Source organism: Gelidibacter mesophilus DSM 14095 (assembly GCF_000423005.1).
GTDB classification, from domain to species: domain Bacteria; phylum Bacteroidota; class Bacteroidia; order Flavobacteriales; family Flavobacteriaceae; genus Gelidibacter; species Gelidibacter mesophilus.
This window is the reverse complement of the sequence record NZ_AUHD01000004.1, coordinates 363,136-375,386: the sequence shown is the minus strand read 5'-3', so window position 1 is coordinate 375,386 and position 12,251 is coordinate 363,136. Positions and strand designations below refer to the sequence as shown.

Annotated in this window: 9 protein-coding genes and 1 pseudogene; 6 read left to right on the top strand and 4 right to left on the bottom strand. The window is 36.3% G+C overall.

What is annotated here, in order from left to right; all coding sequences use genetic code 11:
• Positions 1 to 29: 29 nt before the first annotated feature.
• Positions 30 to 941 (bottom strand): site-specific tyrosine recombinase XerD, encoded by a 912-nt coding sequence (gene xerD, locus G525_RS0105005; protein ID WP_027125178.1) that lies wholly within the window; start codon positions 939 to 941, stop codon positions 30 to 32.
• 859 nt (positions 942 to 1,800) lie between these two features.
• On the opposite strand from xerD, the gene G525_RS0105000 reads away from it, so the two are divergent.
• The 4 genes from G525_RS0105000 (at position 1,801) to G525_RS21630 (ending at position 4,182) form a co-directional block, all read left to right on the top strand.
• A complete protein-coding gene (locus G525_RS0105000) occupies positions 1,801 to 2,403 on the top strand; it encodes a porin family protein (RefSeq protein WP_027125177.1) in 603 nt (200 codons plus the stop codon).
• 172 nt (positions 2,404 to 2,575) lie between these two features.
• Positions 2,576 to 3,187 (top strand): outer membrane beta-barrel protein, encoded by a 612-nt coding sequence (locus G525_RS0104995; protein WP_027125176.1) that lies wholly within the window; start codon positions 2,576 to 2,578, stop codon positions 3,185 to 3,187.
• Between the two features lie 81 nt (positions 3,188 to 3,268).
• Positions 3,269 to 3,697: a type II 3-dehydroquinate dehydratase gene (aroQ, locus tag G525_RS0104990; protein ID WP_027125175.1), complete on the top strand. Its 429-nt coding sequence runs from the start codon at positions 3,269 to 3,271 to the stop codon at positions 3,695 to 3,697.
• A complete protein-coding gene (locus tag G525_RS21630; RefSeq protein WP_027125174.1) occupies positions 3,694 to 4,182 on the top strand; it encodes a porin family protein in 489 nt (162 codons plus the stop codon). Before aroQ ends, G525_RS21630 begins: the two co-directional genes overlap by 4 nt.
• A 117-nt stretch (positions 4,183 to 4,299) precedes the next feature.
• Here G525_RS21630 and lpdA read toward each other — a convergent pair whose 3' ends face one another.
• From lpdA to msrB, 3 genes are all read right to left on the bottom strand, one after another.
• A complete protein-coding gene (gene lpdA / locus G525_RS0104980; protein ID WP_027125173.1) occupies positions 4,300 to 5,676 on the bottom strand; it encodes a dihydrolipoyl dehydrogenase in 1,377 nt (458 codons plus the stop codon).
• A gap of 359 nt (positions 5,677 to 6,035) precedes the next feature.
• Positions 6,036 to 6,590: a DUF1572 family protein gene (locus G525_RS0104975; protein ID WP_027125172.1), complete on the bottom strand. Its 555-nt coding sequence runs from the start codon at positions 6,588 to 6,590 to the stop codon at positions 6,036 to 6,038.
• Between the two features lie 102 nt (positions 6,591 to 6,692).
• A complete protein-coding gene (gene msrB / locus G525_RS0104970; RefSeq protein ID WP_027125171.1) occupies positions 6,693 to 7,181 on the bottom strand; it encodes a peptide-methionine (R)-S-oxide reductase MsrB in 489 nt (162 codons plus the stop codon).
• Positions 7,182 to 7,366: 185 nt separating this feature from the next.
• On the opposite strand from msrB, the pseudogene glgB reads away from it, so the two are divergent.
• Positions 7,367 to 9,268: pseudogene (gene glgB / locus G525_RS20290) on the top strand (1,4-alpha-glucan branching protein GlgB); the annotation flags it as partial.
• A gap of 543 nt (positions 9,269 to 9,811) precedes the next feature.
• Complete coding sequence (locus tag G525_RS0104960; protein ID WP_027125170.1) at positions 9,812 to 12,217, top strand: glycoside hydrolase family 31 protein; 2,406 nt, start codon at positions 9,812 to 9,814, stop codon at positions 12,215 to 12,217.
• The last annotated feature ends 34 nt before the right edge of the window (positions 12,218 to 12,251 follow it).

The following is a 12,251-nucleotide window of genomic DNA, read 5'->3' as shown; positions in this document are numbered from 1 at the left end:
TAAAACGATAATAAATTCGATGAAATGCGTTATTTTCTTGGATGAAAAGTGTTTAGGACGTGTTTGAGGTGTGATCTATCCACATGCATGTAGATTTCTGTAGTCGTGATACTTTCATGTCCTAGCATAAGTTGAATGGCTCTTAAATCGGCTCCATTCTCTAATAAATGAGTGGCGAAAGAGTGTCTGAAAGTATGAGGTGATATGGTTTTGTTCAAATTTATCTTTTCAGCAAGTCGTTTGATGATTGTAAAGATCATCGCTCTCGTAAGTTGTTTTCCTCTATGATTTAAGAACAAGGTGTCTTTATCTTCTTTTTGAACTTTTATTTTTGAGCGTACTTCATCTTTATAAAGGGTTATATATTTTTGGGTAGAATTTCCGATGGGCACAAAGCGTTGTTTATCGCCTTTACCGGTGACTTTTATAAAACCTTCATCAAAAAACAGGTCTGATATTTTAAGGTTGGTCAACTCACTAACGCGCAATCCACAGCTGTAGAGGGTTTCTAGGATCGTTCGGTCACGCTCTCCAATGCTGTAGCCATTATATTGCTTGGTGAGATCAATGGCACTTATAAGCTTGTCAATGTCTTCTATACTTAGCGTGTCCGGAAGTTTTCGTCCAATTTTTGGAGATTCTATATGGTCTAAAGGATTTATTTTTCTGTAATCTTCAAAAATTAAATACCCGAAAAAGCTTCGCAGTCCAGATATAATTCGTGCTTGAGATCTCGCATTGACTTTTTTGGAGGTCTCATAAATAAAAGTCTGTATGGTCATATAATCAATGTCCACTGGAGAAATAGCCATTTGGTTTACTTGTAAGTAGTGGACCAATTTCTGTATGTCGTAGCTATAGTTGGAAATGGAATTTTGTGACAAACCACGTTCAATCTTTAAATAGAGTTGGTAATCGTTAAGAGCATCATGCCATGTCATTACTAACGTTTTTTTTGGTGTTAAGAGGAAAATTTCGATGTAAAATTCATTATACAATGATAATATTTTAGAAGTAAATACCGAATAAAACTGTGACATGAAATCCTTATATTTCAATTCTTTCCTCAAATTTATGGCATTGTCATTATTTCTGTAATTTTTAGCCTCTATGATATGTAGCAGCATTGGAAACTTCGAATAATCCAACATTCGTAGGATATTTGATAGTTATCAGTATACAGATACCCTATAATTGTTAATAACTTAGACGATTAACATTTTGAGGATCAAAATATTAACACTCATATGTTAATAGTAGTGTTAGCATCTGAAAAAATCTGACATGTATTTCAACTACATCATTTAACCATTTGTTAGCCCACGAATAAATATTCAAAGTGACTAAATAGTTCTTATTTGAAAATGTTGACGATATCCAACCTGTAATTTGATAAGTCGATGTTAATTTTTTAACCAATTGCCAATTTCATTAAAATTGCTCCCTCAGCATAATTCAACTTAGAATTTTAACGGTATTTTGCTTTTGACGTGATAGGTGAAAATTATTTTTGATATTTCCAAGTTTGAAAGCAGTTGATTTAAATAGAATGTAAATTTCTGTTCCTTAAAGAGATGTGTTTAGGGGAAGAAGTTATTTAGGTTTCCATAAAACAGAATTCGAATACATTAACCATATATAGAATGATTATCGCATACCCTTATCGACATTGAAATATGATCTGAGACCAGTAATACAAGGAAATGTTAAAAATAATAGCTCCTCGTTAAATTCTGTTAATCTTGAAAAACGTAAGATAATGACTACTTATCTTTACCCTCAATTTAAAAAACAAATCTCATGAAAAATTTAATTTTAGCAACAACGGTTGCACTTTTAAGCGCCACTACAATTTATGCACAATCAGATGATACCGGCCCACAATTTGGAGTAAAGGGAGGTGTCAACCTTTCTAATGTAACTGGCGATGATGTTAATGATTCTGAACTATTAACTAGCTTTCATTTAGGAGTATTTATGGAACTCCCAATTAGCGAGCGTTTCTCGTTTCAGCCAGAAGTATTGTATTCAGGACAAGGCTTTGCAGGATTGGACAATGAAGTTGAATACCAATTAGATTATATCCAAGTTCCTTTACTCGCCAAGGTTTATCTGGTTAAAGGATTGTATGCGGAAGCAGGTCCTCAATTTGGCTTTAAGGTAAAGGAAGAAATCGATTATAAGCTAGGAGCAGATGGAGGTGAAATTGAGATCGATGATTCTTATATCAAAAACTTTAATACGGACTTAGCATTAGGTGCAGGTTATAAATTTGATAATGGATTATCTGTTTCTGCAAGATATAATCTCGGTTTGACCAAAATTTTTAAAGATGACACTCTTTTAGAAAATATCGACGCCAAAAATTCAGTTTGGCAATTTGGAGTTGGTTATTCTTTCTAATAGCAACTTAAACACTATCAGTCACATAGAAACCGAAGTCAAAAGCTTCGGTTTTTATATGCAAATAATAGCTGAAAACAACAGTAAATACAGGGTTTTTAATTTTTTATAATAAGAAAACCGAAGTACTTTTGCAGCCTCAAATTTAATAAGAATTTAAAATTAAAAACAAATGAAAAAATTAATGATTATGACTGCAGTTGCAGTTTTTGGATTATCACAGGTCAATGCGCAAGAAGTGGAAACTAGTTATGGTTTTGATGAAAGTGATATAATGCTTGAAGGTGGTCTTGGATTTAACACAACAAAAGACAAAAACACGGATACGAAAACTAGTGGGTTCTCTATTAATCCTAGAGTAGGATATTTTATAACGGAAGATTTTGCGGTTGGAGTAGAAGGTGCTTTTAACACTGCCACAAGAGAAGTTGCCGGAATTGATACAGGCGATAATAAATCGTTTGGAGCTGGCATTTTTGCACGCTATTACTTCTTGGATTTAGGTAAACGTTTCAAAACCTATACAGAGTTAGGTGTAGGTTATGTGTCAAGTAAAGATAAAATTGCGGATATCAAAGCCGATGGGTTTGGAGTAGGTCTTAATTTAGGGATCAACTATTTTGTAACCGAGACTATCGCGATCTCATTTGGCCTTGCTGACGTGGTTTCATATTCATCTGCGAAAGTTGATGGTGGGGAAGCCGTTTCTGGTTTTAATGGCAACATCAATGTGTTCAATAACTTTTTTGACACGGCACAATTTGGATTATTATTTAAACTATAGGTTTAACTACCATTTTTTAATATAAAACCACCAACATCCTTGGTGGTTTTTTTATGTCTCAATTTTTAATACTTTTATCTTATGAAAAAACTGATCATCATTAATGGCCCGAATTTGAATTTATTGGGAACAAGAGAACCTGATTTGTATGGAAGTCTCTCTTTAGTAGAGTTTTTAGATGCTATAAAAGCAAAATATCATAACATTGAGATTGACCATTTTCAATCCAATATTGAAGGTGAATTGATTTCAAAAATTCAGGAGGTCGGTTTTAGTTATGACGGCATTGTTTTAAATGCAGCAGCTTACACGCACACGTCTGTAGGTATTGGTGATGCTGTAAAAGCGATCACAACACCAGTAGTTGAAGTTCATATTTCAAATACCTTTGCCCGGGAAGATTTTAGACATCAGTCCTATATAGCACCAAATGCAAAAGGTGTAATTGTTGGTTTTGGTTTGCAAAGTTATGAGTTGGCTATCCAAAGTTTTTTGAATGATGCGCTATGATTTGTAAAAGGATAGGGGTGGTCCTATGTTTTATAGTTGCTGCAATAAGTGTAAATGCACAGGATCTTAATATTAAAGTTGGTGTTAAAGGCGGTTTGAACAAGACATTTTTTAATGTGGACATGCAGGAATTTGGCTCTTATTCGACTAATGAAACTGGGTTTTATGCTGGCCTATTTATGGAGTTTCCCATTGATGATTATTTGAGTCTCCAGCCTGAAGTTTTATATATCTCAGTGGGCGATTTTGATTTTTTAAATGTTCCTATTTATGCAAAATATGAAGTGGCCAATAGATTGTATTTAATGGCAGGCCCAAGTGTGAGCTATTTTATTGATTTTTTCACAAGTAAAGTGAAAATTGGTGCTGACATAAGTACGAGCTATGATATTACTTCAAATTTAGACGGCCATATTAAATTTGCTTTGGGTATAGATGAATTGGCACCACACGGGTTGTTTTTTGGATTGGGACTTAAGCTATAGATAAAGCACCAAAAAATATATAATTTTCAAATTCCAATAAAAAAGCGATTCATAATTTTGAATCGCTTTTTTATTTTATGAGTAGTTCCTCCCCTTCAGGGAGACTAGGAGGGGCTTTTACAAATGAATCACTTCTCCATAAGCGGCCGCAACAGCTTCCATAACAGCTTCACTCATTGTTGGGTGAGGATGTACTGTTTTTAAAACTTCATGTCCTGTAGTTTCCAATTTACGTCCCAACACTGCTTCAGCAATCATATCAGTTACTCCAGAACCAATCATATGGCAACCTAACCATTCGCCATATTTGGCATCAAAGATTACTTTCACAAAACCATCTGTAGCTCCAGAGGCACTGGCTTTACCTGAGGCTGAGAATGGAAATTTACCCACTTTTATATCGTATCCTTTTTCTTTAGCTTGTTTTTCAGTCATCCCAACACTAGCTATTTCTGGTGTGGCGTATGTACACCCAGGAATATTGCCATAATCTAATGCCTCTACATTTTGTCCCGCAATTTTTTCAACGCATAAAATTCCTTCCGCGGAAGCGACGTGTGCTAAAGCTTGTCCTGGAGTTACGTCACCAATGGCATAATATCCAGGAATATTGGTTTGATAAAAATTATTGACCAAAATTTTATCTTTGTCAACAGCAATGCCTACATCTTCCAAACCAATGTTTTCAATATTTGATTTGATGCCTACCGCTGAAAGAATAATGTCTGCTTCAAGGGTTTCTTCGCCTTTTGCAGTTTTTACAGTGGCAACAACCCCATTTCCAGAAGTATCAACTTTAGTCACTTCAGAAGAGGTCATGATCTTAATACCACTTTTCTTAAACGATTTTTCCAATTGTTTGGAGACTTCTTCGTCTTCAACCGGAACAACGTTTGGTAAAAATTCAACAATGGTCACATCAGTTCCCATAGAATTGTAGAAATATGCGAATTCCACACCAATGGCGCCAGACCCTACGACAATCATCTTTTTAGGTTGCTCTTTTAAAATCATGGCTTCTCTATAGCCAATCACTTTTTTGCCATCTTGTTTTAAGCTTGGCAATTCTCTTGAACGTGCACCGGTGGCAATAATGATATGATCTGCACTATATTCTTTACCATCAACGTCAATCTTCTTTCCTGTTTTTAGTTTCCCAAAACCTTCAATAACATCAATTTTATTTTTCTTCAGCAAAAACTGAACACCTTTGCTCATGCCTCCAGCTACGTCGCGGCTGCGTTTTACAACGGCGCTGAAATCTTTATCGGCATCCTTTACAGAAAGTCCATAATTTTCAGCATGTTTAAGATATTCAAAAACCTCTGCCGATTTCAATAAGGCCTTTGTTGGGATACAGCCCCAATTTAAACAAACACCGCCAAGGCTTTCCTTTTCAACAATAGCAGTTTTAAACCCTAATTGTGATGCTCTAATAGCAGTTACGTAGCCTCCAGGACCACTTCCAAGAACAATGATATCGTATTTACTCACGCGATTATATTTTTGAATTAATATTTAAGTGAAATTAAAAAGTTAAGAACGCATGTATGCATTTCGTTCTTTCAATAGCAACAATTATATTTGCCAAGGCTAGAATCCCGAGAAATTTTTAATCAAGATTTTAAGCTACGAAGGTACAAAAAGTATATTTTAAATCACAAATTACAAAAATCAAAAATTCGAACACTTATTAAGAGTTATTTGTATAGAGTGAAGACGGTTAAATCGAAAAAAAAGAAGTGCATTGATTTAAATGGTGTCCACTATTGATTATGTGTTGATTGAGCTGTCTTTTTCTGTTGAATGCGATATTAAGGTCAAGAGCACAACATTCAATAGTAGCGCTTTATTTAAACCTGATCCGTAAAAGGATGCTCGCCTTTATCTTGATTGAATTTATTCTTGTTATAAGAAACGGACTTTCCTTTTGCAATAGATAAAGAAATCCATTGATCGGCTTTAAGAAATTTTCCAATATAAGCCATTTGTCCAATGTGGTAGGCGTAATGTCCCAATTGTCTAAATATTGCTTCTGCTGCCGTATGTTCTTCGTTTCTAATGTAGATTATCTTATTTAGGTCACTTTCATGAAGTGGAGAGATGGCATTGAAGACATACGCCCATCCTTTTTCCCAAGCGGCCAAAACCTCATCTTTATCTGTGTAAGAACTTTCAAATTCCTGCTCACGTTGGCGCCATACTTTTTCACCATCTTCATATAAAAAATTTGTCCAACGGCTCATCATGTTTCCCACCATATGCTTCACGATGGTAGAAATATTATTAGACTCGTCGTTTGGGGAAAAGTTCATGTCTTCAAAGCTAAGCTGCGCTAAAATTTTGTCGCCCGCAGTTTTGTAATACTGAAACTGCTTTATAACTCCAGTTAAAAGTTGGTTATCCATACAATAAAGTTAAGTATTAAAATCAAATCAAAAAGCACTAAATCCCAAATTTCAAATTCCAATTGTTAAATAACCCTTGGAATTTACAACATTGAAATATATTTACTTAATGTCAGGAACAAATTCTAAGGCATCCCCATTGATACAATGGCGTTTTCCAGTCGTTTTTCTTGGTCCGTCGTCAAATACATGGCCCAAATGACCGCCGCAGGTGGCACAATGCTCTTCATTGCGTAGGTATCCTATTTTAGTATCAGTACTAAAGGCCACGTTGCCTTCGATAACCCGGTCAAAACTGGGCCACCCCGTTCCAGAGTCAAATTTATGCTCACTTCTGTATAAAGGGGTTTTACATGCAGCGCATACATAAGTTCCAACGTCGTGATTGTTGTTTAAAGGACTGGAGAAGGCGCGTTCAGTGCCTGCTTTACGAAGGACGTTATATTGTGCTGCAGTGAGCTCAGCTTTCCATTCGGCATCAGTCTTTGTGACTTTAAATTCTTTTTTTTGTGTTTTACCCTCTTTTTTTTGGGCAGAACTGTTGCAACTCATAAGAAGGCTCAATAAAAGTATTAATGGGAGTGTTTTCATAATGGTCTAATTTGTGGATTTAATTTTAAGTCGGAAGCGGTTAGAATTCCTTTCTCCTTAAAGCGTTAAGATAATCACAAGGATTTTAAATATGCGTTTCTTGTTACTTTGTCTACGTAATTTTAGTACTTTAGGATTTTATTTTAAATTAAATTAACACTTTTTAACCCTCTTAAACTTAGAATATGGCACACGTTAAGCCTTATAGTCTTTTTACCGATTTTGATATCAATCTATTTCTAGCAGGAAAACATTTTAGGCTTTATGAAAAGTTTGGGTCCCACATCATGGAACTGGATGGGAGTAAGGGTACTTATTTTGCCGTATGGGCACCAAGTGCAAAAAAGGTTTCTGTGGTGGGAGATTTCAATGGATGGAAGGAAGGCGCGCACGAACTCAATGTGAGATGGGATAAAAGTGGGGTATGGGAAGGATTCATCTCTAATGTGGGTCTAGGAAATATGTACAAATATAAAATCACAAGCCACCATAATAATATCAAAACAGAAAAGGCTGATCCTTATGCCCGCCGTTCGGAACATCCGCCACAAACAGCCTCAATTATTTGGGAGGATGACTATAAATGGAAGGATGGGAATTGGATGTCCAAACGTAAAAAGAATAACGCCTTAGATGCGCCTTATTCTGTCTACGAAGTACATTTGAGCTCTTGGAAACGTCATGAAACTGAAGATAGATTCATGTCTTACGTTGAGTTGGCTGATGATTTGGTAGCTTATGTGAAAAAAATGAAATTTACCCATGTGGAGCTCATGCCTATAATGGAATTTCCATATGATCCAAGCTGGGGCTATCAGATTACAGGTTATTTTGCACCAACCTCTCGCTTTGGTTATCCCGAAGAATTCAAATTTCTAGTAGATACGCTTCATAAAAATGACATTGGCGTTCTATTGGATTGGGTGCCTTCGCATTTTCCAGAGGATGCCCACGGACTGGGGTATTTTGACGGGTCCTGTTTATATGAGCATCCTGATAGACGTAAAGGTTATCACCACGATTGGAAAAGCTTAATTTTTAATTATGGACGCAACGAGGTAAAATCCTTTTTAATTAGTAATGCACTTTTTTGGTTAGACCAATTCCATGCGGATGGGTTGCGTGTAGATGCCGTAGCCTCAATGTTGTACTTGGATTATTCTAGAAATGAAGGTGACTGGGAGCCAAACATGTATGGAGGAAGAGAGAATTTAGAGGCAGTGGCCTTTATTAAGGAGATGAATGAAGCCGTTTATTCCAATTACCCCGATGTGCAGAATATTGCTGAAGAATCCACTGCATTCCCGATGGTGTCATCACCAACATTTTCTGGTGGTCTCGGATTTGGAATGAAATGGATGATGGGGTGGATGCATGATTCACTGGAATACTTTGGCAAACCGCCCATTTATCGTCAGTACCATCAAAATGATTTGACCTTTTCAATGACATATGCCTTTTCTGAAAACTTCATGTTGCCATTAAGCCATGACGAAGTTGTGTATGGCAAACGCTCTATTTTAGGTAGGATGCCCGGAGATGAATGGCAACGTTTTGCCAATCTGAGGTTGTTGTACAGTTATATGTTTACACATCCTGGAGGCAAATTGCTTTTTATGGGTTGTGAGTTTGGACAGATAAACGAATGGAATTTTAGAGCAAGTTTGGATTGGCATTTGTTAGATTCTGAATTTCACCTAGGAATTCAAAACCTGATCATCGATTTAAACGGTTTATATCAATCTGAACCAGCCTTATACGAGCAACAATTTTCTGGTGAAGGCTTTGAATGGATTGCTTATGACGATCACAAAAACTCTGTTTTGGTGTTTATAAGAAAAGGGAAAAATTCCGAAAATGACGTCATAGTAGCGTGTAATATGACCCCAACACCAATGATCAACTATGATATTGGTGTGTCTCATAAAGGAAAATTACAGGAAATATTCAACAGTGATTCAAAAAGGTACAACGGAACTGGAGAGTTTCAGAACAAATTGATTTCGACTAAAAAGGACGACTTACACAATCGGAACCATTCTGCAAGTATTATAATCCCTCCACTTGGGGTAGTTGTTTTAAAGTATATAGAATTTGCTAAGTCCTCTAAAAAAAAGTCTCTTGAAGCGACAAAAGAGAAGAAGTCTAAAACCTCTAAAAAATCAAATAGAAAAGAAGATTTGAAACCACATAAAGCAAAAATTTTGCTTAAGGACATGGATAAGCCTGAATCTCAATCGACGCCAGGAGGAAAAAGAGAAACCAAAATCAAATCTCCAAAACCTTCAAGAGATAAGTCTACTAAAAAGAATGTAAGTGAAACTGTACCAAAATCAATCCAACCGATTTTGATTTCTAAGATTGAAGATCCCATTAAAACTATAGATACAAAAAATAAGATCAAATCTCCTGAAAAATCTGCGAAGAAACCGGCTAAGATTAAACCAACTCAAAATACTTCAAAAAGCACTCAGCCAGAGTTAACTCCAAAGAAAATTGACAAGAACAGATAATTGTTAGTTTAATTAATTAATTATACCAAACTCAAACGTTATAGTTGATAAATACTATTAACTTAAATTTTATATTCGTAAACTTATATGTTTGTTTGTGGAGTTTAATACCAAATTATGATTATAAATACTGAATTAGAACAAAAGGGGAATTTATTCCCTTCAAAAATAGTTGCCTATAAAAAGGATGTTGATACTCTTTTATTTACCGCCGAAAATGGTGTGGTATTAAAAATGACCATTTTGAGAGATAGTGTGATTCGTTTTAGATACGCAACCACTGGAACTTTTGAAAGGGATTTTTCTTATGCTATTACAAAACACGCAAGTACAGGATACAACCAATTAGAAATTGAAGAAGAGGCGGAATCATATAAGGTGACAACGTCAAAGCTTATCTGCCATATCAGGAAGAATGATATGAAAGTCCATATTTTTGACGCTAAAGATCATAAACTCATTAATGAAGATGAATTGGGCTTCCATTGGGAGGAAAGCTATGAATATGGTGGAAACATCGTGAAGATGAGTAAAACCTCTCATGATGGCGAGAGCTATTATGGCCTTGGTGATAAACCTGTGGAACTCAATCTGAAAGGCAAACGCTTTGAAAACTGGGTTACGGACAGTTATGCTTATGGCAGAGGAACGGATCCTATTTATAAAGCCATTCCTTTTTACACCGGGTTGCATAATAAAAAGGCCTACGGGGTTTTCTTTGACAACAGTTTTAGAACTTATTTTGATTTTTCTCAAGAAAGACGAAATGTCACCAGTTTTTGGGCGCAAGGCGGTGAAATGAATTATTATTTCATCTATGGTCCTAAAATGGAAGATGTGGTTGCCAATTATACCGATTTAACCGGTAAACCTCAGCAATTGCCACCTCTATGGGCATTGGGTTTTCACCAATGTAAATGGAGTTATTATCCAGAATCTAATGTTAAGGAAATCACTTCAAAATTTAGAGAATTAAAAATTCCTTGTGACGCTATTTATTTGGACATTGATTATATGGATGGCTTTAGATGTTTTACTTGGGACAAAAACCATTTCCCTGACCCCAAGCGTATGGTCAAGGAATTACTTGACGACGGATTTAAAACGGTCGTGATTATTGATCCAGGGATTAAAATAGATAAAGATTATTGGGTTTATAAGGAAGCATTAGATAACGACTATTTCTGTAAGCGGGCAGATGGACCTTTAATGAAAGGAAAGGTGTGGCCGGGAGAATGTCATTTCCCTGATTTCACAAATGGCAAAGTACGGGATTGGTGGGCTGATTTATTCAGGGAACTCATTGAAGATATTGGAGTTAAAGGCGTATGGAATGATATGAACGAGCCTGCCGTTATGGAAGTGCCTAACAAGACCTTTCCGGATGACGTTAGACACGAATATGACGGTAACCGATGTAGCCACAGAAAAGCCCATAATGTCTACGGCATGCAAATGGCGAGAGCGACCTATCAAGGGGTCAAGAAATTTGCCTATCCAAAACGTCCCTTCGTAATTACGCGTGCTGCGTATTCAGGAACACAACGGTATTGCTCTACCTGGACGGGTGACAACGTGGCTACTTGGGAACATTTATGGATTGCCAATATCCAAGCACAACGTATGGCGATGTCTGGATTCTCTTTTGCGGGTAGTGATATTGGTGGTTTTGCGGAACAACCTCAAGGAGAATTGTTTGCAAGATGGATTCAATTAGGAATTTTCCATCCGTTCTGCCGAGTGCATTCATCAGGAGATCATGGCAATCAGGAGCCATGGACATTTGATGAAGATGTGACTGATATTGTGCGCAAGTTTATTGAACTGCGCTATGAATTATTGCCTTATTTGTACACTTCTTTTTGGAAATATGTAGATGAGGGCATTCCAATGCTTAAATCATTAGTTTTATTTGATCAGGACGATGTGCATACCCATTACCGGTCTGATGAATTTATCTTTGGAGACCAGATTTTGGTGTGCCCTATTTTAGAGCCTAACGCTCGGGGTAGACGTATGTTTGTGCCTCGAGGCGAATGGTTTAACTATTGGACAGATCAACTTGTGTCTGGTGGAAAAGAAATGTGGGTTGATGCGGATATTGAAACCATTCCTATTTTTGTTAAAGCTGGAGCCATAATTCCGAAATTTCCGATTCAACAATATGTTGGTGAAAAAGAAATTGAAGAAGTGACGCTTGAAGTCTATTACAAGGAAGGAAAGGAGGTCTCGACATTATTTGATGATGCACATGATGGTTATGATTATACCAAAGGACGTTATAGTTTGAGAACGTTTAAGTTGACTGGAAAAACTGACGAACTTATTATTCAGCAACATAAAGAAGGTAAGTATGATGCAAACTATCTAAGTTTTAAGATAAAGCTTCATGGACTTCCTTTTTCTGTGGGTAAAATACAGATTGATAATGTGGAAATTCCTTTAAGCGAAGTCAAAATGAATGGTGACAACACCATGGTCATTGACAAAGGCTTTTCGGAGTTGCACATTTTTGGAAAATAGGAACTTCGTTTACAGTTCGCATAAAACAAAAACT

What these genes read in the sequence shown, in the direction of transcription:
- xerD (WP_027125178.1), bottom strand. Translation starts at nt 941, where the DNA reads ATGACATGGCATGATGCTCTTAACGATTACCAACTCTATTTAAAGATT.
- G525_RS0105000 (WP_027125177.1), top strand. Translation starts at nt 1,801, where the DNA reads ATGAAAAATTTAATTTTAGCAACAACGGTTGCACTTTTAAGCGCCACT.
- G525_RS0104995 (WP_027125176.1), top strand. Translation starts at nt 2,576, where the DNA reads ATGAAAAAATTAATGATTATGACTGCAGTTGCAGTTTTTGGATTATCA.
- aroQ (WP_027125175.1), top strand. Translation starts at nt 3,269, where the DNA reads ATGAAAAAACTGATCATCATTAATGGCCCGAATTTGAATTTATTGGGA.
- G525_RS21630 (WP_027125174.1), top strand. Translation starts at nt 3,694, where the DNA reads ATGATTTGTAAAAGGATAGGGGTGGTCCTATGTTTTATAGTTGCTGCA.
- G525_RS0104975 (WP_027125172.1), bottom strand. Translation starts at nt 6,590, where the DNA reads ATGGATAACCAACTTTTAACTGGAGTTATAAAGCAGTTTCAGTATTAC.
- msrB (WP_027125171.1), bottom strand. Translation starts at nt 7,181, where the DNA reads ATGAAAACACTCCCATTAATACTTTTATTGAGCCTTCTTATGAGTTGC.
- G525_RS0104960 (WP_027125170.1), top strand. Translation starts at nt 9,812, where the DNA reads ATGATTATAAATACTGAATTAGAACAAAAGGGGAATTTATTCCCTTCA.